Annotated in this window: 26 protein-coding genes; 18 read left to right on the plus strand and 8 right to left on the minus strand. The window is 54.9% G+C overall.

Going from position 1 to position 24,301, the window contains the following annotated elements; all coding sequences use genetic code 11:
- Window positions 1-23 precede the first annotated feature (23 nt).
- The 7 genes from purF (at window position 24) to hisP (ending at window position 6,661) form a co-directional block, all read left to right on the plus strand.
- Window positions 24-1,541: an amidophosphoribosyltransferase gene (gene purF, locus BM373_RS01120; protein ID WP_090458467.1), complete on the plus strand. Its 1,518-nt coding sequence runs from the start codon at window positions 24-26 to the stop codon at window positions 1,539-1,541.
- A gap of 210 nt (window positions 1,542-1,751) precedes the next feature.
- Window positions 1,752-2,333 carry a UbiX family flavin prenyltransferase gene (locus BM373_RS01125; protein ID WP_090458470.1) on the plus strand — a complete coding sequence of 194 codons (582 nt, stop codon included), beginning with the start codon at window positions 1,752-1,754 and terminating at the stop codon, window positions 2,331-2,333.
- 275 nt (window positions 2,334-2,608) lie between these two features.
- A complete protein-coding gene (gene argT, locus BM373_RS01130) occupies window positions 2,609-3,391 on the plus strand; it encodes a lysine/arginine/ornithine ABC transporter substrate-binding protein ArgT (protein WP_090458472.1) in 783 nt (260 codons plus the stop codon).
- A gap of 228 nt (window positions 3,392-3,619) precedes the next feature.
- Window positions 3,620-4,402 (plus strand): histidine ABC transporter substrate-binding protein HisJ, encoded by a 783-nt coding sequence (gene hisJ / locus BM373_RS01135; protein WP_090458475.1) that lies wholly within the window; start codon window positions 3,620-3,622, stop codon window positions 4,400-4,402.
- 78 nt (window positions 4,403-4,480) lie between these two features.
- Window positions 4,481-5,167: a histidine ABC transporter permease HisQ gene (locus tag BM373_RS01140; RefSeq protein ID WP_090458477.1), complete on the plus strand. Its 687-nt coding sequence runs from the start codon at window positions 4,481-4,483 to the stop codon at window positions 5,165-5,167.
- Window positions 5,164-5,880 carry a histidine ABC transporter permease HisM gene (gene hisM, locus BM373_RS01145; protein ID WP_090458478.1) on the plus strand — a complete coding sequence of 239 codons (717 nt, stop codon included), beginning with the start codon at window positions 5,164-5,166 and terminating at the stop codon, window positions 5,878-5,880. Before BM373_RS01140 ends, hisM begins: the two co-directional genes overlap by 4 nt.
- A gap of 7 nt (window positions 5,881-5,887) precedes the next feature.
- The gene (hisP, locus tag BM373_RS01150; RefSeq protein WP_090458480.1) at window positions 5,888-6,661 is read left to right on the plus strand and encodes a histidine ABC transporter ATP-binding protein HisP; all 774 of its coding nucleotides are present in this window, start codon (window positions 5,888-5,890) and stop codon (window positions 6,659-6,661) included.
- Window positions 6,662-6,780: 119 nt separating this feature from the next.
- Here the strand turns inward: hisP and BM373_RS01155 are convergent, their stop codons facing one another.
- The 4 genes from BM373_RS01155 to yfcG all read right to left on the minus strand — a co-directional run bounded on the left by BM373_RS01155 (window position 6,781) and on the right by yfcG (window position 9,346).
- The gene (locus BM373_RS01155; RefSeq protein WP_090459940.1) at window positions 6,781-7,314 is read right to left on the minus strand and encodes a GNAT family N-acetyltransferase; all 534 of its coding nucleotides are present in this window, start codon (window positions 7,312-7,314) and stop codon (window positions 6,781-6,783) included.
- A 76-nt stretch (window positions 7,315-7,390) separates the two neighbouring features.
- The gene (locus BM373_RS01160) at window positions 7,391-8,284 is read right to left on the minus strand and encodes a TIGR01777 family oxidoreductase (protein ID WP_090458481.1); all 894 of its coding nucleotides are present in this window, start codon (window positions 8,282-8,284) and stop codon (window positions 7,391-7,393) included.
- Between the two features lie 18 nt (window positions 8,285-8,302).
- Entirely contained in the window at window positions 8,303-8,665 is a 363-nt protein-coding gene (folX, locus tag BM373_RS01165; protein WP_090458483.1) for a dihydroneopterin triphosphate 2'-epimerase, read from the minus strand.
- 51 nt (window positions 8,666-8,716) lie between these two features.
- On the minus strand, window positions 8,717-9,346 hold the full coding sequence (gene yfcG, locus BM373_RS01170; protein ID WP_090458485.1) for a GSH-dependent disulfide bond oxidoreductase: 630 nt from the start codon (window positions 9,344-9,346) through the stop codon (window positions 8,717-8,719).
- Window positions 9,347-9,480: 134 nt separating this feature from the next.
- On the opposite strand from yfcG, the gene yfcF reads away from it, so the two are divergent.
- Window positions 9,481-10,119, plus strand: a complete 639-nt coding sequence (yfcF, locus tag BM373_RS01175) for a glutathione transferase (RefSeq protein WP_090458487.1) — start codon at window positions 9,481-9,483, stop codon at window positions 10,117-10,119.
- Window positions 10,120-10,315: 196 nt separating this feature from the next.
- Window positions 10,316-10,861 (plus strand): NUDIX hydrolase YfcD, encoded by a 546-nt coding sequence (yfcD, locus tag BM373_RS01180; RefSeq protein ID WP_090458490.1) that lies wholly within the window; start codon window positions 10,316-10,318, stop codon window positions 10,859-10,861.
- Here the strand turns inward: yfcD and BM373_RS01185 are convergent, their stop codons facing one another.
- Window positions 10,862-11,881, minus strand: coding sequence for a LacI family DNA-binding transcriptional regulator (locus tag BM373_RS01185; RefSeq protein ID WP_090458493.1), 1,020 nt, complete (start codon window positions 11,879-11,881; stop codon window positions 10,862-10,864).
- A 250-nt stretch (window positions 11,882-12,131) separates the two neighbouring features.
- On the opposite strand from BM373_RS01185, the gene BM373_RS01195 reads away from it, so the two are divergent.
- The 5 genes from BM373_RS01195 to BM373_RS01215 all read left to right on the plus strand — a co-directional run bounded on the left by BM373_RS01195 (window position 12,132) and on the right by BM373_RS01215 (window position 16,118).
- Window positions 12,132-12,575, plus strand: a complete 444-nt coding sequence (locus tag BM373_RS01195) for a PTS sugar transporter subunit IIA (RefSeq protein WP_090458498.1) — start codon at window positions 12,132-12,134, stop codon at window positions 12,573-12,575.
- A gap of 80 nt (window positions 12,576-12,655) precedes the next feature.
- On the plus strand, window positions 12,656-12,928 hold the full coding sequence (locus tag BM373_RS01200; RefSeq protein ID WP_090458499.1) for a PTS sugar transporter subunit IIB: 273 nt from the start codon (window positions 12,656-12,658) through the stop codon (window positions 12,926-12,928).
- 22 nt (window positions 12,929-12,950) lie between these two features.
- A complete protein-coding gene (locus BM373_RS01205) occupies window positions 12,951-14,342 on the plus strand; it encodes a PTS ascorbate transporter subunit IIC (protein WP_090458502.1) in 1,392 nt (463 codons plus the stop codon).
- Entirely contained in the window at window positions 14,339-15,172 is an 834-nt protein-coding gene (locus tag BM373_RS01210; protein WP_090458504.1) for a transketolase, read from the plus strand. The genes BM373_RS01205 and BM373_RS01210 overlap by 4 nt, the downstream gene beginning before the upstream one ends.
- Window positions 15,165-16,118: a transketolase family protein gene (locus tag BM373_RS01215; RefSeq protein ID WP_090458506.1), complete on the plus strand. Its 954-nt coding sequence runs from the start codon at window positions 15,165-15,167 to the stop codon at window positions 16,116-16,118. Before BM373_RS01210 ends, BM373_RS01215 begins: the two co-directional genes overlap by 8 nt.
- Window positions 16,119-16,205: 87 nt before the next feature.
- Here the strand turns inward: BM373_RS01215 and pta are convergent, their stop codons facing one another.
- Together pta and ackA are read right to left on the minus strand one after the other, a co-directional pair.
- Window positions 16,206-18,347 (minus strand): phosphate acetyltransferase, encoded by a 2,142-nt coding sequence (gene pta, locus BM373_RS01220; protein WP_090458508.1) that lies wholly within the window; start codon window positions 18,345-18,347, stop codon window positions 16,206-16,208.
- Window positions 18,348-18,422: 75 nt separating this feature from the next.
- Window positions 18,423-19,625 carry an acetate kinase gene (ackA, locus tag BM373_RS01225; RefSeq protein WP_090458510.1) on the minus strand — a complete coding sequence of 401 codons (1,203 nt, stop codon included), beginning with the start codon at window positions 19,623-19,625 and terminating at the stop codon, window positions 18,423-18,425.
- A gap of 339 nt (window positions 19,626-19,964) precedes the next feature.
- Here ackA and yfbV point away from each other — a divergent pair, with 339 nt between their 5' ends.
- From yfbV to BM373_RS01245, 4 genes are all read left to right on the plus strand, one after another.
- Window positions 19,965-20,420: a terminus macrodomain insulation protein YfbV gene (gene yfbV / locus BM373_RS01230; RefSeq protein ID WP_090458513.1), complete on the plus strand. Its 456-nt coding sequence runs from the start codon at window positions 19,965-19,967 to the stop codon at window positions 20,418-20,420.
- Window positions 20,421-20,501: 81 nt separating this feature from the next.
- Window positions 20,502-20,996, plus strand: a complete 495-nt coding sequence (locus BM373_RS01235) for a YfbU family protein (protein WP_090458515.1) — start codon at window positions 20,502-20,504, stop codon at window positions 20,994-20,996.
- Window positions 20,989-21,666 (plus strand): sugar phosphatase, encoded by a 678-nt coding sequence (locus tag BM373_RS01240; protein ID WP_090458517.1) that lies wholly within the window; start codon window positions 20,989-20,991, stop codon window positions 21,664-21,666. The genes BM373_RS01235 and BM373_RS01240 overlap by 8 nt, the downstream gene beginning before the upstream one ends.
- Before the next feature lie 77 nt (window positions 21,667-21,743).
- Window positions 21,744-23,576 (plus strand): SLC13 family permease, encoded by a 1,833-nt coding sequence (locus tag BM373_RS01245; RefSeq protein ID WP_090458519.1) that lies wholly within the window; start codon window positions 21,744-21,746, stop codon window positions 23,574-23,576.
- Window positions 23,577-23,662: 86 nt separating this feature from the next.
- Here the strand turns inward: BM373_RS01245 and yfbR are convergent, their stop codons facing one another.
- Window positions 23,663-24,262 (minus strand): 5'-deoxynucleotidase, encoded by a 600-nt coding sequence (gene yfbR, locus BM373_RS01250; protein WP_090458521.1) that lies wholly within the window; start codon window positions 24,260-24,262, stop codon window positions 23,663-23,665.
- Window positions 24,263-24,301: the final 39 nt, after the last annotated feature.

Genomic DNA, 24,301 nt, shown 5'->3' on the forward strand with positions numbered 1-24,301 from the left:
GTGGCTTAACGAGGAAAAGACGTATGTGCGGTATTGTCGGTATCGCCGGTTTCACGCCGGTCAACCAGTCCATTTATGATGCACTGTCGGTGTTACAACACCGTGGGCAGGATGCCGCTGGCATCATCACTATTGATGAGAATAACTGCTTCCGCTTGCGTAAAGCGAACGGGATGGTGAACGATGTATTCGAAGCCCGCCATATGCAGCGTCTGCAAGGCTCGATGGGCCTTGGACATGTGCGTTACCCGACCGCTGGCAGTTCCAGCGCCTCAGAAGCTCAGCCTTTTTACGTTAACTCGCCGTACGGTATTACGCTTGCCCATAACGGCAACCTGACCAACGCGCACGAACTGCATAAAAAACTGTTCGAAGAGAAGCGTCGCCACATCAATACCACTTCCGATTCTGAAATCCTGCTCAATGTCTTTGCCAGCGAGCTGGATAACTTCCGTCATTACCCGTTAGAAGCGGATAACATTTTTGCAGCCGTTGCAGCGACCAATCGTCTGATCCGTGGCGCGTATGCGTGCGTGGCGATGATTATCGGTCATGGCATGGTGGCCTTCCGCGATCCGAACGGCATCCGTCCGCTGGTGCTCGGTAAACGCGATCTCGGCGATGGCCGCACCGAATACATGGTGGCCTCCGAAAGCGTGGCGCTGGACACCCTGGGCTTTGAATTCCTGCGCGATGTCGCACCGGGTGAAGCGGTATACGTCACCGAAAAGGGTCAGCTGTTTACCCGCCAGTGTGCAGACAACCCGGTTACCAATCCGTGCCTGTTTGAGTACGTCTATTTCGCCCGCCCGGACTCCTTTATCGACAAGATTTCCGTGTACAGCGCGCGCGTGAATATGGGTAAAAAACTCGGCGAGAAGATTGCCCGCGAGTGGGAAGATCTGGATATCGACGTGGTTATCCCGATCCCGGAAACCTCCTGCGATATCGCTCTTGAGATTGCCCGCATTCTGGACAAACCGTATCGCCAGGGCTTCGTGAAAAACCGCTACGTTGGCCGCACCTTTATCATGCCGGGCCAGCAGTTGCGTCGTAAATCTGTACGCCGCAAGCTCAACGCCAACCGCGCTGAGTTCCGCGATAAAAATGTCCTGCTGGTGGACGACTCTATCGTGCGTGGCACCACCTCCGAGCAGATCATCGAGATGGCTCGCGAAGCCGGTGCGAAGAAGGTTTACCTGGCCTCTGCCGCCCCGGAAATCCGCTTCCCGAACGTTTACGGCATTGACATGCCGACCGCTAACGAGCTGATTGCACATGGCCGTGAAGTGGATGAGATCCGCAAGATCATCGGCGCAGACGGGCTGATTTTCCAGGACCTGAACGATCTGATCGACGCGGTGCGCGCTGAAAACCCGGACATCCAGCAGTTTGAGTGCTCGGTGTTTAACGGCGTTTACGTGACTAAAGACGTAAACCAGCAGTACCTCGATTATCTCGACTCCCTGCGTAATGACGATGCCCAGGCGGTACAGCGTCAAAATGAAGTGGAAAATTTAGAGATGCATAACGAAGGGTAAGTTTTACCCTCACCCCGGCCCTCTCCCTCAGGGAGAGGGGGAAGGGCAAGTCTGTGCTCGATCTGTCCCCTCTCCCTCAGGGAGAGGGGGAAGCGCAAGTCTGAGCTCGATCTGTCCCCTCTCCCACGGGGAGAGGGTTAGGGTGAGGGGTGTTGCAACTCCTGCCAAAATCCTGCAAAGTCCTCACCTGATTAGCGAAAGGGGACGGACATGAAACGACTCATTGTAGGGATCTCAGGTGCCAGCGGTGCCATTTATGGGGTACGCCTGCTACAGGTACTGCGTGACGTCGCGGATATCGAAACCCATCTGGTGATGAGCAATGCCGCTCGTCAGACCCTCTCTCTTGAAACCGATCTCTCTCTCAGAGATGTTCAGTCGCTCGCTGACGTGGTGCATGATGCGCGCGATATCGCCGCCAGCATCTCCTCCGGCTCGTTTAAAACCGCAGGCATGGTGATTCTGCCGTGCTCCATCAAAACGCTCTCCGGCATCGTTCACGGTTATACCGATAATCTGCTCACGCGCGCGGCGGACGTGGTGCTGAAAGAGCGCCGACCGCTGGTGCTGTGCGTGCGTGAAACACCGCTGCACCTCGGGCATTTACGTCTGATGACCCAGGCGGCAGAACTCGGCGCGGTCATCATGCCGCCGGTTCCGGCGTTTTATCATCGTCCGCAAACCCTGGATGACATCATTAACCAGACCGTCAATCGCATCGTCGATCAGTTTGATATTGAACTCCCCGCTGACCTCTTCACCCGCTGGTCGGGCGGCAATGCCTCAAACTAGTGCGGAAAAATCTTCGTTGCCCCATTCAGGGGCAATTCTGCAACCGCGATCAAATCCTCAACATTTAATCCCTGTTTTCTCTTTTTAACCTGCAAATCTGTTGGGCAGACCTGCTATCTTTCACTGTAAGTTAATGTTGCAACGTTTTATTAACATATTTAACGCTGTAAATTCTGCGCGGCGTCAAACTGGCATAAGACATGCAAGCATGAACGAGTAGCAAACACACAACACCACGCAATACATAATAAAATCAGAAAACTTGAGGGGAATGTATGAAGAAGACGGTTGTTGCTCTGTCTTTACTGCTGGGACTGTCCAGTGCCGCCAGTGTCTACGCCGCACTGCCTCAGACCGTGCGCATTGGTACAGACGCGACGTATGCACCTTTTTCATCCAAGGATGCGAAAGGGGACTTTGTTGGCTTCGATATCGATCTGGGCAACGAAATGTGCAGCCGCATTAAGGTCAAATGTACCTGGGTGGGCAGTGACTTCGACGCGCTGATCCCGTCCCTGAAAGCGAAAAAAATTGATGCCATTATCTCTTCGCTCTCCATTACGGAAAAACGCCTCCAGGAAATCGCCTTCTCGCAACCGCTGTATGCCGCTAACGCGCGTCTGATCGCGGTGAAAGGCTCCCCAATCCAGCCGACCACCGACTCGCTGAAAGGCAAGCATGTGGGCGTGTTGCAGGGCTCTACTCAGGAAGCCTATGCCAATGACAACTGGCGCAGCAAAGGGGTGGATGTGGTGGCCTACCAGAACCAGGATCTGATCTACTCTGACCTGGCTGCCGGGCGCGTGGATGCTGCTTTCCAGGACGAAGTGGCCGCCAGCGAAGGCTTCTTAAAACAGCCTGCCGGTAAAGAATATGACTTTGCAGGTCCGGCCGTTAAAGACAAAAAATACTTTGGTGACGGCACCGGTATTGGTCTGCGCAAAGACGATGCCGAGCTGAAAGCGGCGTTCGATAAAGCGTTCGATGAAATCCGCAAAGACGGTACCTACGACAAGCTGGCGAAGAAGTATTTCAACTTTAACGTCTACGGCGACTAAGCCACGGTGCACCACGTCAGCCGATGTGGTGCATAGATTGTATGAATGCTTCGTGGTGGTGCAATCGATGCACCGAAACGGGGCATTCATGCATAGTTAAGCAAAACTGATGCAAAAAAAAGCGTGACCTGAGACAGAATATTTTGCCTTGCCGGGGCGAATAATGGCACGATACCAGCAGCCTTCTTTATTAAATCCCGTAGGAAAGACAGTCTGTTGAGGATAATTATGAAAAAACTGGTGTTATCTCTTTCTCTGGTGTTCGCTGTTTCCAGTATCTCCGGTGCATTCGCTGCCATCCCGCAAAAACTTCGCATTGGTACCGATCCGACTTATGCTCCCTTCGAATCAAAGAATGCACAGGGTGAATTGGTTGGTTTTGACATTGATCTGGCAAAAGAGCTGTGTAAGCGAATTAATACGCAATGTACTTTCATTGAGAACCCGCTGGATGCCCTTATTCCTTCGCTGAAAGCGAAGAAAATTGACGCCATCATGTCATCGCTATCGATTACTGAAAAACGCCAGCAGGAAATTGCTTTTACCGACAAGCTCTACGCGGCGGATTCCCGTCTGGTCGTGGCGAAAAATTCTGATGTTGAGCCGAATCTGGCGAAACTGGCAGGTAAACGTATCGGCGTTCTGCAGGGCACCACACAGGAAACCTACGGCAACGTGCACTGGGCACCGAAAGGCGTGGAAATCGTTTCCTATCAGGGCCAGGACAATATCTATTCGGACCTGACCGCAGGCCGTATCGACGCCGCATTTCAGGATGAAGTCGCCGCCAGCGAAGGTTTCCTGAAAACCGCGATGGGTAAAGAATACAAATTTGGCGGCCCGTCGATCAAAGATGAAAAACTGTTTGGCGTCGGCACCGGCATGGGCTTGCGTAAAGACGACACTGAACTGCGTGAAGCACTGAACAAAGCCTTTGCGGACATGCGCGCTGACGGCACTTACGAAAAACTGGCGAAAAAGTATTTTGATTTTGATGTTTACGGTGGCTAATCACCACGCAGGATAACGTGCAGCCCCTCCTCGCCAGGAGGGGAACAGACACGGCAGACAACACACAGGACAGGCAGCATGCTGTACGGGTTTTCTCAAGTTATTTTACAAGGTGCTCTGGTCACCCTGGAACTGGCGCTCAGTTCCGTGGTGCTGGCGGTGCTGATAGGCCTTATCGGGGCGGGCGGAAAGCTGTCCGGCAACCGTCTGCTGCGTATCATCTTTGAGGGTTACACCACGCTTATCCGTGGCGTGCCGGATCTGGTGTTAATGCTGCTGATTTTTTACGGTCTGCAAATCGTGCTCAACACCCTGACCGATGCCGTTGGCATGGGGCAAATTGATATCGATCCTATGGTGGCCGGTATTATTACGCTCGGCTTTATCTACGGCGCGTACTTCACGGAAACCTTTCGCGGCGCTTTTATGGCGGTGCCGAGAGGCCATATTGAAGCGGCGACGGCGTTTGGTTTTACCGGCGGGCAGACGTTTCGTCGGATCCTGTTCCCCGCCATGATGCGCTATGCGCTGCCAGGCATTGGCAACAACTGGCAGGTGATTTTAAAAGCCACCGCGCTGGTGTCGCTGCTCGGACTGGAAGATGTGGTCAAAGCTACCCAGCTTGCCGGGAAAAGCACCTGGGAGCCGTTCTATTTTGCGGTGGTGTGCGGATTGATTTATCTGGTCTTTACGACGGTGTCCAATGGTGTGCTGCTTCTTCTCGAACGTCGCTACTCCGTGGGTGTGAAGAGGGCTGACCTGTGATCGAGATTATTCAGGAGTACTGGCAGTCCCTGTTGTGGACCGATGGCTACCGTTTTACCGGGGTGGCGATCACCCTGTGGCTGCTGATCACCTCCGTGATAATGGGGGGCATCCTGGCGGTCTTTTTGGCTATCGGGCGCGTCTCCAGCAATAAATTTGTCTGGTTCCCCATCTGGCTGTTTACCTATATTTTTCGCGGCACGCCGCTGTACGTGCAGTTGCTGGTGTTTTACTCCGGCATGTACACCCTTGAGATTGTCAAAGGCACGGAGCTGCTCAACGCCTTTTTCCGCAGCGGTCTGAACTGTACGGTGCTGGCGCTAACGCTCAACACCTGCGCATACACCACGGAAATTTTTGCCGGTGCCATCCGCTCGGTGCCGCATGGCGAGATTGAAGCCGCGCGGGCGTATGGCTTCTCGTCATTCAAAATGTACCGCTCTATTATTCTGCCGTCGGCGCTGCGCATTGCGCTGCCCGCCTACAGCAACGAAGTGATCCTGATGCTGCACTCCACGGCGCTGGCGTTTACCGCCACGGTGCCGGATTTGCTGAAAATCGCCCGTGATATTAACTCGGCGACCTATCAGCCCTTTACCGCGTTTGGCATTGCGGCGGTGCTGTATCTGATTATCTCTTATGTGCTGATTAGCTTATTCCGCAAGGCGGAAAAGCGCTGGTTGCAGCATGTGAAACCTTCTTCGACGCACTGAGAAAACGATGTCTGAGAACAAATTAAACGTAACTGATTTGCACAAACACTACGGCGAACACGAAGTGCTGAAGGGCGTCTCGTTGCAGGCGAACGCGGGGGATGTGATCAGCATTATCGGCTCGTCCGGTTCCGGGAAAAGTACGTTTCTGCGCTGCATAAACTTCCTCGAAAAGCCGAGCGAAGGCACGATTGTTGTGAACGGCCAGAACATTACCCTGGTGCGGGATAAAGACGGCCAGCTCAAGGTGGCGGATAAGCATCAACTGCGTCTGTTGCGCACGCGCCTGACGATGGTGTTCCAGCATTTCAACCTGTGGAGCCACATGACGGTGCTGGAAAACGTCATGGAAGCGCCGATTCAGGTGCTGGGGCTAAGCAAGCAGGAAGCCCGCGACCGGGCAGTGAAGTATCTGGCGAAAGTCGGCATCGACGAGCGCGCTCAGGCGAAATACCCGGTGCATCTCTCTGGCGGTCAGCAGCAGCGTGTTTCCATTGCCCGCGCGCTGGCGATGGAGCCGGAAGTCTTACTCTTTGATGAGCCGACTTCGGCGCTGGATCCTGAGCTGGTGGGCGAAGTGTTGCGCATCATGCAGCAACTGGCGGAAGAGGGGAAAACCATGGTGGTGGTAACGCACGAGATGGGCTTTGCCCGCCACGTTTCTACCCATGTGATTTTCCTGCATCAGGGCAAGATTGAAGAAGAGGGCAGACCGGAAGCGGTGTTCGATAATCCGCAAAGCCCGCGTTTGCAGCAGTTTTTGAAAGGGTCGTTGAAGTAACCCCTCACCCCGGCCCTCTCCCCATGGGAGAGGGAGAAGGGCGGCTCTATTCCCTCTCCCTCAGGGAGAGCGAAAGCCGGGATCGCGCTCAATCTGTCCCCTCTCCCTCAGGGAGAGGGTTAGGGTGAGGGTGAAAGCACGCCTTTAAAATCGCACGCCACCAGCCGGTACACGCAATCGTCATGAAACACCCCATTCACCCGGTACACTTTATGCAGCACATCCACCTGCACAAATCCCTGTTTCTCCAGCACCCGCTTTGAGCCGGTGTTCTCCGCCAGCACCCAGGCGTTAAGTGCCGTCACGCCGCGCTCAGCAAACGCATACTGGCAGATGCCGTGTAGCGCTTCGCTGGCGATGCCTGAGCCCTGAGCGTGAGTCGCCACGCTGTAACCCACATCCGCTTCCTGCGGGTTTTGCGTACTGATACGCAGGCCGATATCCCCCAGCGGTGTCTCCTCGTCTTTCCGGCGGATCACAAACGCGCCCCCATCCAGCAGACGGCTGTTAAATACCTGGCGAATAGCGTCTTCAGAGGTGATGTCAGCCATATACCGCATGATGGCGCTGTCCTGACGCAGGCGTAAAAAGAACGGCCAGTCGGCTTCCTGAAAAGGGGAGAGAGTCAGTCGCGGAGTTGTCAGAGTGATCATTGCCATCGCCATTCCGGTGAACAGGGTTATACCTTAACACCGGAATGGCGGGCAGGGCGCTACGAATATTAGCAGGTCAACGCACCACGTCCGTCAGCGCTTCTTCCAGATCGTACCAGCGGAAGCCAAAGCCGGAATCTTCGAGACGCTTGGGCAGCGCGCGCTGGCCGCCGAGCACCAGTACCGCCGATTCGCCCATCATCAGGCGCACGGCGGTGGCTGGCGCGCGCATAAACGCCGGGCGGTGCAGCGCATGGCCCAGCGCGTGGGCAAACTGTTCATTACGCACCGGGTAGGGTGAAACCATATTGAACGGGCCGCGCAGATCGTTATCCAGCAGCCAGAGAATGCCGTTAACCATATCGTCGATATGGATCCACGCCAGATATTGTCGGCCACTACCGATAGGGCCACCCAGACCTAAGCGAAAAACCGGCAGCATTTTGGCGAGGATCCCGCCTTTCGGGGAAAACACCACCCCGGTGCGCAGCAGGCAGACGCGGGTGCGATCGCTCTGTGCACCGCAGGCAATTTGCTCCCAGCGGGCACAGAGTTTATGGGTGAACTCGTTATGCGGCGGTTCTTCTTCCGTCACCACCACTTCGCCCAGATCGCCGTAGTAGCCTGCGGCGGAACCGGAAATCAGCACGGCGGGCGGCGTCTCACTGGCATGAAACAGATCGACCAGCTTCTGCGTGATCTGCCAGCGGCTGTTACATAAACGCTGTTTTTGCGCTTCCGTCCAGCGTTTATCCGCGATAGGCTCGCCCGCCAGATTGATCACCGCGTCAATATCATTCAGGTTTTGCCGGTCATTCAGCCCCTTCCACAGCACAACGCGGGCATCCAGCACCCCCTGCGCCTTGTCCGGGGTTCGGGTTACCACGGTAACCGTATGCCCCAGATCCAGCAGACGTGGAATAAGATGGCGGCCTATCAGGCCCGTGCCGCCGGTAATCAAGATCCGCATGCAACCTCCCGGTTGCGCTTAGCGTTGCCAGCTCATCGTCATCGAAACGGAGTCGGCGTAACGCAGCGCGTGAAGTTTATCGATTTCCACTTCAGCATAGGTTACCCAGTGGTGTTCCCGCGCGATGTCGAGCACATCCTGAGTTAATTTTTCCAGAAGCGAAAAACGGTTATTTTCAATGTGCTGGATAATGCTTTTGGTGATCGTCCGGTAATTCAGCGCATCGTTGATGTCTTCGCTGGCGCGGGCTTTATCGGCCGGATAGTGGATCACCACATTCACCACGATGTCCTGGCGATTGGCGATCTCTTCATTCTTAATGCCGATAAAGGTACGCAGGCGCAAATTTTTGATACGGATAATGGCGTCAGGCTGTGACATTGAATAGCTCCTTCTTGTAATAAGCCGCGCTATCATACACGAGGTTTGCGCCTAAATTTGCTGTGCTTTTTGCATGGCGCGTATTGTTGAGGGGCGCGTGCGGATGCGCTCATACCAGTTATAGACCGCCGGGTAATTATTGAGATCGACGCGCTGGCGCTCCCAGGCGTTGACCCACGGCCAGGCCGCGATATCTGCGATGCTGTAATGCTCGCCGCCAAGCCAGGGTACGCGCTCAAGTCGCGCGTTCAGCACACTGTAAAGTCGCTGGGTTTCCACCTGAAAACGCTCAATGGCGTAGGGAATGGGTTTCGGCGCAAAGTAATTAAAATGATGATTTTGCCCAAGCATCGGCCCCAGCCCGCCGACCTGCCAGAACAGCCACTGGAGTGTGCGGTGGCGCTCACGCAATTCGCCGCTTAACAGCTTGCCGCTTTTTTCCGCCAGATAAAGCAGGATTTCCCCGGATTCAAACAGACTCAGCGGCGCACCTCCGTCGGCAGGGGTGTGATCGACAATGGCCGGGATTTTGTTGTTCGGGGAGATTTCGAGAAAGTCGGCGCGAAACTGATCGCCTTTGCTGATATCCACGCGGATCAGGCGATAATCCAGCTCCGCTTCTTCGAGGAAAAGCGTGATTTTATGTCCGTTTGGCGTTGGGGCGTAATAGAGATCGATCATGTCAACTCCTGTCATGGCAAAAGCCTTGCAAAGAAGTATAGGCGCACTCGTCGCTGTATGAGTTTTCCGCAGGTGACAGCGTGCACAAGACATTATACTTTTGAAAATAAACCCGAACATTTAACGAGGAAGTCATGAGCGAGCCGAAAATTACGTTGTGGTCAGATGCGGATTACTTTTCTCCGTATGTCATGTCTGTCTATGTAGCCCTGCATGAAAAAGCGCTGCCGTTTACCCTCAAAACCGTGGATTTATCCGGGGGAGAAAACCTGCGCCCCGGCTGGGAGGGCTACACGCTGACCCGTCGTGTACCGGTGCTGGCAGTAGACGATTTTGAATTAAGTGAATCCTCGGCTATCGCTGAATATCTGGAAGAGACATTTGCCCCGCCGGAGTGGGAGCGGATTTATCCCCACGATCGGCAAAATCGCGCCCGCGCCCGGCAAATTCAGGCGTGGCTGCGCAGCGACCTGATGCCGATCCGCGAGGAACGCTCAACGGACGTCGTCTTCGCGGGTGCTAAAAAAGCGCCGTTAAGTTCCGCAGGCCTGGCGAGTGCAGCAAAACTCTTTGATACAGCGAATCTTTTACTGGCCCACGGTAAACCAAATTTGTTCGGCGAATGGTGTATTGCAGATACCGATCTGGCGCTGATGCTTAACCGGCTGGTGCTTAATGGCGATGACGTGCCAGAGCGTCTGGCGGAGTACGCCGCATTCCAGTGGCAGCGCTCCTCCGTACAGCGTTTTGTGGCGCTTTCAGGCGCGCGTTAGCGCCGTAATTCCGCTATTATTAGACGGGATTTTTGGCAGGTTCAGACAATCGCAGCGCTTCGTCTGCAACGGGAAAAACGTTTTACGCGTAATCGCACTCAATGATCAACGCGATATTGCACAGGTAGTGATTAATACGTAACTTACCCCTCAACCAAAAACGCGCCATAAGAGCGCTTAGAGAGATGATTTCCTGATGGTGGAACAACGTCAAATTGCTGGTACGGAATGGGTGGATATTGTCAGTGAAGACAATGAGGTGATTGCGCAAGCCAGCCGCGCGCAAATGCGTGCGCAGTGTCTGCGTCATCGCGCGACCTATATCGTTGTGCACGACGGGATGGGCAAGATCCTGGTACAGCGCCGCACTGAAATTAAAGACTTTATGCCGGGTATGCTGGATGCCACGGCGGGCGGTGTCGTGCAGTCTGACGAAGTGCTCATTGATTCCGCACGTCGCGAAGCGGAAGAAGAGCTGGGTATTGCGGGCGTACCGCTGGCTGAGCACGGGCAGTTCTACTTTGAAGATGAGCACTGCCGCGTCTGGGGCGCGCTGTTTAGTTGCGTCTCACACGGGCCGTTTGCCCTTCAGGAAGAAGAAGTGAGCGAAGTGAGCTGGATGACGCCGGAAGAGATCACCGCGCGCTGTGACGAGTTCACCCCTGATTCACTCAAAGCGCTGGCACTGTGGATGAGCCGCAATGCCAACAATGACGTGCCGAAGCTGGAAGAAGCGCAGTAACTAGCAACTTTCACGCAGACAAAGCGTTGAGGCAATCGGCGCTTTGTTACTCCACACCTCATCATTCAGGCGCGCCAGCAGCGCGCGTCCTGCTTCAATACCAATCTGACGATGCGGCACGGCAATAGTCGTCAGCGGTGGCTGACACACCCGGCTGACATCGCTGTCACCAAATCCCACAATCGCTAAATCATCCGGGACTTTAATACGCCGTCGCTGACACTCGTACAGCGCACCACAGGCCAGTTCATCGGAGACGCACACCAGCGCGTCCAGCTCCGGCCACGCCAGCAAAAACTCCGGCAGTTGCGATGCCCCCGTTGAGAAGGTAGGCGGGGCCGCCGCGTTAATCACCCGGTTGGGCGACATATGATGCCGCAGCATTGCCTTATACCAGCCCTGAAGATGCTGCTGAAAAATCCACTGTTCCTGATTAGCGCACAGCAAACCGATGTTCTGATAGCCGCGCTGGATCAGCATCTGCGTGAGTTCCTGCATCGCGGCGACGTTATCAATCCCGATATTCATATCAATGGGATCGGCGCGGGTTGCGCCAATTTCCATCACCGGAATACTGGCATTCGACAGCCAGCGGCGCACGGTTTCGCTGTGCTCCACGCTCAGTAAAATGGCGGCGGCCAGGTTTGACGCCAGCAGCGTTTCCAGCAGTTTTTCTTCCTGCTCCAGCCGGTGCTGAGACTCTGCCAGCATAATTTGATAGCCCGCCGGTTGCAGTACCTGCTGTAACCCGGCAAACATTTCAGAGCACCCGGACTCCGCGAGATTAGGCACTACCATCGCAATGGTCCATGACGACGCTGAGGCCAGCGCGCTGGCGGCCAGATTCGGCATATATCCCAGCTCGTGCACGGCGGCTTCGATTTTTTCCCGCAGTTTATCGGACACCTGCTCAGGCGTGCGGATCGCGCGCGAGACGGTCATCGTCCCCACGCCCGCAAGCTGCGCCACATCAGCCAGCGTGACTTTACCGGTATTACGCCGTTTTCGGATTATAGACATTCTCTATCCTGCTTAAACGCAATGATCTTAGAGGTTTTTTTCTTTGAGTTGATCCTCTCATGTAGTCCGAAGTATACGCCGGAAATCCCTGAACTTGCTGAGATCTGCAACAATGATTTTGATTTGATAGCGCTATCACATTTCTGATATGTGCCTTTTGATAGCGCTATCTTTGTGATTATTGTCACGGTTAACTTGGTTTTCCTTGCATAAAGTTTGTGCATCATTTCTGCAACATGAGGAGAGCAAGGTGCTGGAAAAATGGCTGAATGACACCACGCTGCAATGCCTGGAGAGCGTCAGTGACTGGCAACAGGCACTGGAAATCTGCGCACAGCCCTTGTTAGTGGCCGGAACGATCACCGCAGACTATGTGCCCGCTATCGTCAGGCAGCATGAGACGCTGGGGCCGTATTACGTTCTGGCTCCCGGTCTGGCGATGCCACATGCCCGCCCGGAAGAGGGCGCAGTGGGATTAGGTTTGTCGCTGCTGAAATTACAGCGTGGTGTGGCATTCCAGTCAGAGGATTTTGATCCGGTCGATCTGATTATTATGCTTGCCGCGCCAGATAAACACAGCCATATCGAAATGATCGCCGCGCTTGCGGAATTATTTTCCAGCGAAAGTGATATGGAGGAATTACACCAGGCAAACAGCCGGGAGGAAATAAAAAACATTATTCAACGATTCTGATTTATACGCATTAGTCATGTTTTACATTACGCATTTACTGCGTGATGCGCCTGTACTCTACCCTACAAAAGGTGACAATAATGAAAATTATGGCAATTTGCGGCTCCGGCCTGGGCAGCAGTTTTATGGTCGAAATGAATATTAAAAAAGTGCTTAAAAAGCTGAATATCGAAGCTGAAGTCGAGCACTCGGATCTCTCCTCCGCCACGCCCGGTGCGGCTGATGTCTTCGTCATGGCGAAAGATATCGCCTCCAGCGCCAGCGTGCCTGAAAGCCAGTTAGTGGTTATCAACAACATTATCGATATTAACGAGCTGGAAGCGAAAATAGCCGCTTTCTTTGCCAACCGGTAATTATTGAGTGAAAGAGGCGAATATGTTTATTCTCGATACACTGAATTTCGTCGTTGATATTCTGAAAGTGCCATCAGTGCTGGTAGGTTTAATTGCGCTGATTGGCCTTGTGGCACAGAAAAAATCGTTTTCCGACGTCGTGAAAGGCACAGTTAAAACCATTCTGGGGTTTATTGTTCTCGGCGGCGGGGCGACGGTATTAGTCGGCTCGCTTAATCCTCTCGGCGGCATGTTTGAGCACGCCTTTAATATCCAGGGCATTATTCCGAACAATGAAGCGATCGTTTCTATTGCGCTGGAAAAATACGGTGCCTCGACCGCGCTGATTATGGCGTTCGGCATGGTGGCGAACATTATCGTGGCCCGCTTCACCCGGCTGAAATACATCTTCCTGACCGGGCATCACACCTTCTATATGGCGTGCATGATCGGGGTGATCCTGACGGTGGCGGGCTTTGAAGGCGTCGGACTGGTGTTTACCGGCTCGCTGATCCTGGGCCTGGTGATGGCTTTCTTCCCGTCGATTGCCCAGCGTTATATGAAGCGCATCACCGGCAACGACGATATCGCCTTCGGGCACTTCGGCACCCTGGGTTATGTGCTGTCTGGCTGGATAGGCAGCGTCTGCGGGAAAGGTTCACGCTCAACAGAAGAGATGAACCTGCCGAAAAACTTAAGTTTCCTGCGCGACAGTTCCATCTCCATTTCGCTGACCATGATCATTATCTACCTGATTATGGCGGTCTGCGCCGGGCGTGAGTACATCGAAAGCAACCTGAGCGCCGGGCAGAACTTCCTCGTGTACGCCATCATTCAGGCCATTACCTTCGCCGCCGGGGTATTCATCATCCTGCAGGGTGTGCGCCTGATCCTCGCGGAAATCGTCCCGGCGTTTACCGGCTTCTCTGAAAAACTGGTGCCCAACGCCCGCCCGGCGCTGGATTGCCCGGTGGTCTATCCCTACGCGCCAAATGCGGTGCTGATTGGTTTCCTGTTCAGCTTCCTCGGCGGGCTGGTGGGACTGTTCCTGCTCGGTCAGATGAAACTGGTGCTGATCCTGCCGGGCGTGGTGCCGCACTTCTTTACCGGGGCGACGGCCGGTGTCTTTGGTAACGCTACCGGAGGACGACGCGGCGCGATGCTGGGCGCGTTTGCCAATGGTTTGCTGATCACTTTCTTGCCCGTGCTGCTGCTGCCGGTCCTCGGTGCCATCGGCTTTGCTAACACCACCTTCTCGGATGCGGATTTTGGCGTTATCGGGATTGTGCTGGGGAATCTGGCCCGCTATCTGTCGCCGCTGGCGATAACGGGTCTGGTGGTCGCGCTGTTTGCCGTGCTGGTGGCATACAACCGATTTGCGAAACATAAACCTGTGAATAACGGCTCGCAGGAAAATACCGGAGCGAAGTTATGACAAAGATTGATGAACTGACGATGCTTGCGCGCGACATCCGTGTTGCGACGCTGAAATCACTGACCACGCTCGGATTCGGGCATTACGGCGGCAGCATGTCGGTGGTTGAAACTCTGGCGGTGTTGTACGGCGAGGTGATGCGCATTGATCCTGCCGATCCCGACTGGCCGCAACGCGATTACTTTGTGTTGTCAAAAGGTCACGCAGGTCCGGCGCTGTACAGCACGCTGGCGATCAAAGGCTACTTCCCGATCGAGGAGTTGCAGACGCTGAACCAGAACGGGACGCGGCTGCCGAGCCACCCGGATCGGCTGAAAACGCGCGGCGTGGACGCCACCACCGGTTCACTGGGGCAGGGGATTTCAATCGCGGGCGGGATGGCGCTCTCGCACCGGCTGGCCGGGCGCGATAACCGGGTGTTCTGCATCGTGGGCGACGGCGAGCTGAACGAGGGGCAGTGCTGGGAGGCGTTTCAGTTCATTGCCCATCATAAGCTCAATAATCTGACGGTGTTTATCGACTGGAACAAACAGCAACTGGATGGCGAACTGGATGAAATCATCTGCGCCTTCGATCTGGAGGGGAAATTCCGCTCTTTTGGTTATGACGTGTTTACCGTTAAAGGTGATGACATCGCCGGACTGCTGGAGGTGGTTGCACCCCGCCCGGCGGCAGAGGCGCGCCCACGGGTGGTGATCCTCGACAGCATCAAAGGGCAGGGCGTTCCGTATCTTGAACAGCTTGGCAATTCACACCACCTTCGCCTGACTGAAGAGATGAAGCAGGCGCTCGATCAGACCATTAAAACGCTGGAGGCCGCGCATGATTAAGGTTGCACCCGCTGGAGGCACAGACGACACCGAAATGCGTAAGGTTTACGCGGCGTTTGTGACAGAGCAGATTGAATCTGGTGGCGACATTATCGCCCTGGAAGCGGATCTGATGAGTTCGATGGCGATGGATGGCGTGCATAAAAAGTACCCGCAGCAGGTGGTTAACTGCGGGATTATGGAAGCCAACGTGATTGGCACAGCGGCGGGGCTATCGCTCACCGGGCGCTCGCCGTTTGTGCATACCTTTACCGCGTTCGCCAGCCGCCGTTGCTTTGATCAGTTATTTATGGCGCTCGATTACCAGCGTAATAACGTCAAAGTGATCGCCTCGGACGCGGGCGTCACCGCCTGCCACAACGGTGGCACGCACATGTCGTTTGAAGATATGGGTATCGTGCGCGGGCTGGCGAATTCCGTGGTGCTGGAAGTCACCGATGCGGTGATGTTTAAGGACATCCTCAACCAGCTCGCCGATCTGAAAGGGTTTTACTGGGTTCGCACCATCCGCAAACAGGCGGCGACGATTTATGCGCCGGGCTCCACCTTTACCATCGGCAAAGGAAACGTGCTGCGGGAAGGTACCGACATTACCCTGATCGCCAACGGCATCATGGTGGCGCAGGCGCTGGAGGCGGCGCGTCAGCTTGAGCAGGAGGGGGTGAGCGCTGCGGTGATCGACATGTTTACGCTAAAACCCATCGACCGGATGCTGGTGAAAAACTATGCCGAAAAAACAGGGCGGATAGTGACCTGCGAAAACCACAGCATTCACAACGGGCTGGGGTCGGCGGTGGCGGAAGTGCTGGTGGAAACCTGCCCGGTGCCGATGCGTCGCGTGGGGGTGAAAGAGCGTTACGGTCAGGTCGGGACGCAGGATTTCCTGCAAAAAGAGTATGGCCTGACGGCGCACGATATCGTCACGGCGGCGCGGGAATTACTCTGATCTACCTTGCCCGGTGGCGCGTGCCTGCCAGATAAACGCCAATAAAAAAGCCCCTGCATGCAGGGGCTTTTTACAGGCAGTAAGTAATTACTGCTGCTGGGACGACTGGATCGCCGTCAGTGCGATGGTGTAGACGATATCGTCAACCAGCGCGCCACGGGAAAGGTCGTTAACCGGTTTGCGCATGCCTTGCAGCATCGGCCCGATGGAGATCAGGTCGGCAGAACGCTGTACCGCTTTGTAGGTGGTGTTACCGGTGTTCAGATCCGGGAAGATGAACACGGTAGCACGACCGGCAACCGGGGAGTTCGGCGCTTTGGATTTTGCCACGTCAGCCATCACAGCCGCGTCATACTGCAGCGGACCGTCGATAACCAGATCCGGGCGTTTTTCCTGCGCGATACGGGTCGCTTCACGTACTTTCTCAACGTCGCTACCCGCGCCGGAGTTACCGGTAGAGTAGGAGAGCATTGCCACGCGCGGTTCGATACCGAATGCGGTTGCAGAGTCTGCGGACTGAATCGCGATTTCAGCCAGTTGCTCAGCGGTCGGGTCCGGGTTAATCGCACAGTCGCCGTACACGTAAACCTGTTCCGGCAGCAGCATGAAGAACACGGAAGAAACCAGCGAGCTGCCCGGTGCGGTTTTGATCAACTGCAACGGCGGACGGATGGTGTTCGCGGTGGTGTGAACTGCACCGGAAACCAGACCGTCAACTTCGTCCTGTTCCAGCATCAGTGTACCCAGCACCACGTTGTCTTCGAGCTGTTCGCGGGCAACGGCTTCGGTCATGCCCTTGCTCTTACGCAGCTCAACCAGACGCGCAACGTAGCTTTCACGCACTACTTCCGGGTCAACGATTTCGATACCGGTGCCCAGTTCAACGCCCTGAGAAGCCGCAACGCGGGTGATTTCATCCGGGTTACCCAGCAGCACACAGGTGGCGATGCCGCGTTCCGCACAGATAGCGGCGGCTTTCACAGTACGCGGTTCGTCGCCTTCTGGCAGCACAACACGTTTGCCTGCCTGACGAGCAAGCTCGGTCAGCTGGTAGCGGAAAGCTGGCGGAGAGAGACGACGGCTGCGCTCGGAGGTCGCGGTCAGAGACTCAATCCAGTCGGCGTTGATGTAGCTTGCCACGTATTCCTGCACTTTCTCGATACGCTGGTGGTCATCCGCCGGCACTTCGAGGTTGAAGCTTTGCAGGCTCAGGGAGGTCTGCCAGGTGTTGGTGTTCACCATGAATACCGGCAGGCCGGTGGCGAAAGCACGTTCACACAGTTTGGCAACGCGCGGGTCCATCTCGTAAGCACCGGTCAGCAGGATCGCACCGATTTCCACGCCGTTCATCGCTGCGAGGCACGCGGCAACCAGCACGTCAGGACGGTCAGCAGACGTCACCAGCAGGGAACCTGCACGGAAGTGTTCCAGCATGTGCGGAATGCTGCGCGCACAGAAGGTCACGGACTTCACGCGACGGGTATTGATGTCACCTTCGTTAACGATGGTGGCATTCAGGTGACGCGCCATGTCGATGGCACGGGTGGCGATCAGATCGAAGCTCCACGGCACCGCGCCTAATACTGGCAGTGCGCTGGAATGTTGCAACTGCGCCGGATCGATGTTGCTGACTTTCGCTTTGGAGGAGTCATCAAAAATCTCAGACAGATCCGGGCGGGTGCGGCCTTGTTCATCAACCGGGGCGTTCAGTTTGTTGACGATAACGCCGGTGATGTTAGCGTTTTTCGCGCCGCCAAAGCTGCTGCGGGTCAGTTCGATACGCTCTTTGATCTGCTCAGCGGTATCGGTGCCCTGAGACATCACAAACACGATTTCCGCGTTCAGGGTTTTGGCGATTTCATAGTTCAGGGACTGGGCGAACTGATGCTTACGCGTCGGCACCAGGCCTTCAACCAGAACCACTTCGGCATCTTTCGCGCTGTCGTGGTAGCGGGCGATGATCTCTTCCATCAGCACATCTTTCTGGTTGCTGGACAGCAGAGATTCAACGTAGCTCATCTTCAGCGGTTCAGCCGCAGGCAGATTGGAGTTGGCACGCACGATGGTGGTGGTCTGGTCTGGCGCATCGCCACCAGCACGCGGCTGGGCGATAGGTTTGAAAACGCTCAGACGAACGCCTTTACGTTCCATCGCACGGATCACGCCCAGGCTAACGCTGGTGAGACCGACGCTGGTTCCGGTCGGGATCAGCATAATAATACGGGACACGGTTTATCCTCTTTCGTTACCGCCGAATGTGGCGGGATACAAAACAGCACCGCCAGCTTAGCTGGCGGTGTGGAATCAGGCAGTCAGACGGTTCGCGTCTTGCGCGATGACCAGCTCTTCGTTGGTCGGGATGACCATCGCAAGGGTGGTGCGTTCTTTGTTGATGAAGCCAGACTTGCCGAAGCGGGCAGCCAGGTTGCGTTCGTGATCAACATCGAAGCCCAGTACGGCCAGTTTGCCCAGAGACAGTTCACGCACCATGGCGGCGTTTTCACCGATACCACCGGTGAATACCACGCCATCCAGACGACCATCCATCAGCGCAGTGTAAGAGCCGATGTATTTCGCCAGACGGTGGCAGTAAACGTCCATCGCACGCTTGGCGTCTTCTTTCGCGGTGTAGTTGTCTTCAACGTAACGGCAGTCGCTGGTCACTTCAGTCAGGCCCAGCAGACCAGATTCTTTGGTCAGCATTTTGTTGATGTCATCAACGCTCATGCCCAGGTTGTCGTGCAGGAAGAAAATGATCGCCGGGTCGATGTCACCGGTACGGGTGCCCATCACCAGGCCTTCCAGCGGGGTCAGACCCATGGAGGTGTCAACGCACTCACCGTTACGGATAGCAGAAACAGAACCGCCGTTGCCCAGGTGGCAAGTGATGATGTTCACTTCTTCCACCGGCTTGTTCAGCATTTTGGCCGCTTCTTGCGTCACATAGTAGTGGCTGGTGCCGTGGAAACCGTAACGACGAACGCCGTGCTCTTTGTACAGATTGTACGGCAGGGCGTAGAGGTAAGATTCTTCCGGCATGGTCTGATGGAACGCGGTGTCGAATACAGCCACGTTTTTGTCTTTCAGAGTCGGGAAGGATTTCAGTGCTTCGTGAATACCGATCAGGTGAGCCGGGTTATGCAGCGGTGCAAACGGCGCTGCATCTTTGATGCCCTGAATCACAGTGTCGTCGATAATAACGGATTTGGTGTACTTCTCGCCGCCGTGCACGATACGGTGACCAATCGCGGTCAGCTGTGCAGACAGTTCTGGTTTTTGTGCCAGAATAGTGTTAACGATAAAGTTCAGTGCTTCACTGTGAGCAGCGCCTGCACCTAAAGCAGCTTCTTGTTTACCACCGTCCATTTTCCATTTGATGCGGGCTTCAGGAAGATGGAAGCATTCGGCTAAACCAGAGAGGTACTCTTCACCGTTCACAGCATCGATGATCGCGAATTTCAGTGAGGAGCTACCGCAGTTCAGAACCAGTACTAACTTACTCGACATGGAAGTACCTATTATTGATACGTGGCTAAAAAAACGTCAGTTAGTCTCTCAGCGTAGCGCATGATGAGGCTGACATTTATGATTAACATCATGCCAGCTTAACTTTTTTGGCATAATGAAAAGGAATACAGACTATTTTATGCCATTTTGCGCAAATTTCAGGCAATGGCAGAATAAGCGGCAAATTGACGATGCGACAGTTGTCGTCTATGGCCAACTCAGGCTGGCACAGGATACCTGATACCACCCTGGTATGACAAAATATTTTGAACGTTGTCATACACAGTTGTTGTTTTGCACAAATTTTTTAATTTTTATATGTGAAGTTGAGGTAACGCCATGTCCACACCTGAGAATCGCCCTGTCAGCTTTTTCAGTTTGTTTCGCCGGGGACAGCATTACGCCAAAACCTGGCCCATGGAAAAACGCCTCGCCCCCATGTTTGTCGAAAACCGTGTCATTCGCGCCACGCGTTATGCGATCCGTTTTATGCCCCCCGTCGCTGTCTTTACCCTGTGCTGGCAAATCGCCCTCGGTGGACAACTCGGGCCTGCGGTTGCGACTGCGCTGTTTGCGCTAAGCCTGCCGATGCAGGGGTTATGGTGGTTAGGTAAACGCTCGGTCACGCCGCTGCCGCCGACTATCCTGAACTGGTTTTACGAAGTACGCGGTAAATTACAGGAAGCGGGGCAGGCGCTGGCACCGGTTGAAGGCAAGCCCGATTATCAGGCGCTCGCTGACACGCTTAAGCGCGCCTTCAAACAACTGGATAAAACTTTCCTGGATGATTTGTAATTCGCCCGCGATTACGCATATAAAGAAGGCACATAATTTATGTGCCTCTTTTTTTTGCCGCGACGCAACAGGAGTAGAAAGATGGAAATGACTAATGCTCAACGTCTGATTTTATCCAATCAGTACAAAATGATGACCATGCTCGATCCGGATAACGCAGAGCGCTACCGTCGCCTGCAAACTATTGTTGAACGTGGTTTTGGCCTGCAAATGCGCGAGCTGGATCGTGAATTTGGCCAGTTGCCCGAAGAGACGTGCCGTACCGTTATCGACATTATGGAGATGTACCACGCGCTTCACGTCTCCTGGGCTAACCTGAAAGACACCCAGTCCATCGACGAGCGCCGCGTCACTTTCCTCGGCTTTGATGCCGCCACCGAATCCCGTTACCTGAGCTATGTGCGCTTTATGGTCAATACCGAAGGGCGCTATACCCATTTTGACGCCGGGACGCACGGCTTTAACGCACAAACGCCAATGTGGGAAAAATATCAGCGGATGCTGGGAGCCTGGCACGCCTGCCCGCGCCAGTACCATCTGAGCAGCAATGAAATTAACCAAATTATTAATGCCTGAGGAGTTGCACGTGCTGTGTAAAGGATTTCTGTTTGATCTGGATGGAACGCTGGTGGACTCACTGCCTGCGGTAGAACGGGCATGGTGTAACTGGGCCGATCGGTTCGGTATCGCGCATGATGAGGTGCTGAATTTCATCCACGGTAAACAGGCCATCACCTCGCTGCGTCATTTTATGGCGGGCCACAGCGAAGACGAGATCGCCGCTGAATTTACCCGCCTGGAAAGCATCGAGGCCAGCGATACTACCGGTATTGTTGCGCTGCCGGGTGCGGTCGCCTTGCTTAATCATTTAAATGAAAGCGCGATCCCCTGGGCGATTGTGACTTCGGGTTCTATGCCGGTCGCCCGGGCGCGCCACAAAGCAGCCGGTCTGCCGCTGCCTGAGGTGTTCGTGACGGCAGAGCAGGTCACGCGCGGTAAACCCGAGCCGGATGCGTATCTGCTAGGTGCAAAACTGCTGGGGCTGGCACCTGAGGATTGCACGGTGGTGGAAGATGCTTCCGCCGGGATCCTCTCAGGCCTGGCGGCGGGTTGCCACGTGATTTCCGTCAGCGCCCCGGAAAATTCGCCGCGTCTGGATGAGGTCGATTTCGTGCTGCAAAACCTCACCGAAATTACCGTCACCCGCCAGCCCGATGGCCATGCGCATGTGTTAAGAAATACCTGAACAATGATGTAACCCCGCTCAGGCGGGGTTTTTTTATGGCAAAATCCTTTGATTCCCTCATTTAACAAGGATACGTGGTGAACGGAGAACTGATTTGGGTTCTGTGCTTATTGGGATTTGCCGTGCTGCTCTTTGCTACCGGCAAAATTCGCATGGATGCTGTTGCTTTACTGGTAATTATTGCTTTTGTCCTCAGTGGTACTCTGACGCTTGCCGAAGCCTTTTCGGGATTCAGCGATCCTAACGTCATACTTATTGCCGCCCTGTTTGTGATTGGCGATGGCCTGGTGCGCACGGGCGTGGCCACCAGCATGGGTTCCTGGCTGGTAAAAGTGGCGGGCAGCAGTGAAACCAAAATGTTGGTGCTGCTGATGATCACCGTGGCAGGCCTGGGCGCATTTATGAGCTCCACCGGCGTGGTCGCTATTTTTATTCCCGTCGTGCTGAGCGTGTCGATGCGGATGCAAACTTCCCCCTCGCGCCTGATGATGCCCCTGAGCTTCGCCGGGCTGATCAGCGGCATGATGACGCTGGTGGCAACGCCGCCTAACCTCGTGGTAAACAGCGAACTGCTCCGCGAAGGGTTAGAGGGATTCAATTTCTTTAGCGTCACGCCAATAGGTCTGGTCGTGCTGGTCCTCGGTATTGTGTACATGCTGGTGATGCGCTTTGCGCTGAAGGGCGAGCAGCACAGCCCGCAGCGTGACGGCTGGAAGCAGCGGACGTTTCGCGATCTGATCAAAGAATACCGCCTGACCGGGCGGGCGCGGCGTCTGGCAATCCGCCCCGGCTCACCAATGATCGGGCAGCGGCTGGATGATTTAAAACTGCGCGAGCGTTATGGTGCGAACGTCATCGGCGTGGAGCGCTGGCGGCGCTTTCGCCGGGTGATTGTTAACGTGAACGGGGTGTCCGAATTCCGCGCCCGCGACGTACTGCTTATCGATATGTCCGCAGCGGATGTCGATCTCAGAGAGTTTTGCAGCGAGCAGCAGCTTGAGCCGATGGTGCTGCGCGGCGAATATTTCTCCGATCAGGCGCTGGACGTAGGGATGGCGGAAGTGTCGTTAATTCCCGATTCTGAACTGATCGGCAAAACGGTGCGCGAGATCCGCTTTCGCTCCCGCTATGGCCTGAACGTGGTGGGCATAAAACGTAACGGCAGCGCAATCGAAGGAACGCTGGTGGACGAGCCGCTGCAACTGGGCGATATCTTTCTGGTGGTCGGTAACTGGAAACTTATCGGCGTGCTCGGCCACAAGGGGCGTGACTTTGTGGTGCTGAATATGCCCATTGAAGAGAGCGACGCGTCGCCCGCGCACAGCCAGGCACCACATGCCATTTTTTGCCTGGTACTGATGGTGGCACTGATGCTCACCGACGAAATCCCTAACCCTATCGCGGCGATTATTGCCTGTATGCTGATGGGGAAATTCCGCTGCATTGATGCCCAGAGCGCGTACAAAGCGATTCACTGGCCGAGCATTATTTTGATTGTCGGCATGATGCCTTTTGCGCTGGCGCTGCAAAAAACGGGTGGGGTGGCTCTGGTGGTGAAAGGGCTGATGGAATTCGGCGGCGGCTACGGGCCTTATATGATGCTGTTGTGTTTGTTTATCCTCTGTGCGGCGATTGGCCTGTTTATCTCTAATACCGCCACAGCCGTGCTGATGGCCCCCATCGCCCTGGCCACGGCAAAATCGATGGGACTGTCGCCGTACCCGTTCGCCATGATGGTGGCAATGGCTGCCTCAGCCGCGTTCATGACGCCGGTTTCCTCGCCGGTGAACACGCTGGTGCTCGGACCGGGTAATTATTCGTTCAGTGATTTTGTGAAGATCGGCGTGCCGTTTACGTTAATTGTGATGGTGGTGTGCGTGGTGCTGATCCCGATGCTGTTTCCGTTTTAACCCCTCATCCCGGCCTTCTCCCCAGGGGAGAAGGAGAAAACCATCCCCTCTCCCTTAGGGAGAGGGCCAGGGTGAGGGGATATAAACTAAAGCGGAGAATCCTGACTAATCTCATCCAGCGACAAATGAAAACTCGGTACGAACACCGTCATAAAATAGTCCATCTCCTCACTACGGCGCGCAGCCAGCGTTTTTTCCAGCCGCGATTTTGCCAGTGAAAATTCGTTATTACCGGCGGAAAGCTCTTCCAGACATTTCAGGTAAGCACAAAGCGCATCTGCCTGTTTCACCAGCGCTTTCTCTTCATCACTGTACTGGTGCTCGTCAATCAGCGGCGTAAAAATATCCCGTAAATCCTCCGGCACCATGTCGATCAGTTTTTGCTGGGCGATTTTCTCGATCGCCTTGTACTCCTGAGCAATCTGCGAGTTGAAATATTTCACCGGGGTAGGCAGATCGCCGGTCAGCACTTCCGAGGCATCGTGATACATCGCCAGCAGCGCAATGCGTTCCGGGTTAACCGTACCGCCAAATTTGCGGTTTTTAATGGCGGCCAGCGCATGCGCAACCATTGCCACCTGCAAACTGTGTTCAGAGACGTTTTCCGTGCGCACATTGCGCATCAGCGGCCAGCGGTTGATTAATTTAAGGCGGGAAAGATGGGCGAAGAAATGACTTTGACTCATAAGTGACCCTGTCAGTGGTGACAACTCAGGCCATTGTGC

Source organism: Enterobacter sp. kpr-6, from assembly GCF_900116015.1.
In the GTDB taxonomy this organism is placed as follows: Bacteria; Pseudomonadota; Gammaproteobacteria; order Enterobacterales; family Enterobacteriaceae; genus Enterobacter_D.

Coding starts and splice junctions, on each gene's coding strand:
- BM373_RS01155 (WP_090459940.1), bottom strand. CDS start 7,314: ATGATCACTCTGACAACTCCGCGACTGACTCTCTCCCCTTTTCAGGAA.
- ackA (WP_090458510.1), bottom strand. CDS start 19,625: ATGTCGAGTAAGTTAGTACTGGTTCTGAACTGCGGTAGCTCCTCACTG.
- argT (WP_090458472.1), top strand. CDS start 2,609: ATGAAGAAGACGGTTGTTGCTCTGTCTTTACTGCTGGGACTGTCCAGT.
- BM373_RS01200 (WP_090458499.1), top strand. CDS start 12,656: ATGAAAATTATGGCAATTTGCGGCTCCGGCCTGGGCAGCAGTTTTATG.
- BM373_RS01240 (WP_090458517.1), top strand. CDS start 20,989: ATGCCTGAGGAGTTGCACGTGCTGTGTAAAGGATTTCTGTTTGATCTG.
- yfbV (WP_090458513.1), top strand. CDS start 19,965: ATGTCCACACCTGAGAATCGCCCTGTCAGCTTTTTCAGTTTGTTTCGC.
- BM373_RS01235 (WP_090458515.1), top strand. CDS start 20,502: ATGGAAATGACTAATGCTCAACGTCTGATTTTATCCAATCAGTACAAA.
- BM373_RS01210 (WP_090458504.1), top strand. CDS start 14,339: ATGACAAAGATTGATGAACTGACGATGCTTGCGCGCGACATCCGTGTT.
- BM373_RS01125 (WP_090458470.1), top strand. CDS start 1,752: ATGAAACGACTCATTGTAGGGATCTCAGGTGCCAGCGGTGCCATTTAT.
- BM373_RS01160 (WP_090458481.1), bottom strand. CDS start 8,284: ATGCGGATCTTGATTACCGGCGGCACGGGCCTGATAGGCCGCCATCTT.
- yfcG (WP_090458485.1), bottom strand. CDS start 9,346: ATGATCGATCTCTATTACGCCCCAACGCCAAACGGACATAAAATCACG.
- BM373_RS01140 (WP_090458477.1), top strand. CDS start 4,481: ATGCTGTACGGGTTTTCTCAAGTTATTTTACAAGGTGCTCTGGTCACC.
- BM373_RS01215 (WP_090458506.1), top strand. CDS start 15,165: ATGATTAAGGTTGCACCCGCTGGAGGCACAGACGACACCGAAATGCGT.
- BM373_RS01205 (WP_090458502.1), top strand. CDS start 12,951: ATGTTTATTCTCGATACACTGAATTTCGTCGTTGATATTCTGAAAGTG.
- purF (WP_090458467.1), top strand. CDS start 24: ATGTGCGGTATTGTCGGTATCGCCGGTTTCACGCCGGTCAACCAGTCC.
- hisP (WP_090458480.1), top strand. CDS start 5,888: ATGTCTGAGAACAAATTAAACGTAACTGATTTGCACAAACACTACGGC.
- BM373_RS01185 (WP_090458493.1), bottom strand. CDS start 11,881: ATGTCTATAATCCGAAAACGGCGTAATACCGGTAAAGTCACGCTGGCT.
- hisJ (WP_090458475.1), top strand. CDS start 3,620: ATGAAAAAACTGGTGTTATCTCTTTCTCTGGTGTTCGCTGTTTCCAGT.
- yfbR (WP_090458521.1), bottom strand. CDS start 24,262: ATGAGTCAAAGTCATTTCTTCGCCCATCTTTCCCGCCTTAAATTAATC.
- yfcD (WP_090458490.1), top strand. CDS start 10,316: ATGGTGGAACAACGTCAAATTGCTGGTACGGAATGGGTGGATATTGTC.
- folX (WP_090458483.1), bottom strand. CDS start 8,665: ATGTCACAGCCTGACGCCATTATCCGTATCAAAAATTTGCGCCTGCGT.
- yfcF (WP_090458487.1), top strand. CDS start 9,481: ATGAGCGAGCCGAAAATTACGTTGTGGTCAGATGCGGATTACTTTTCT.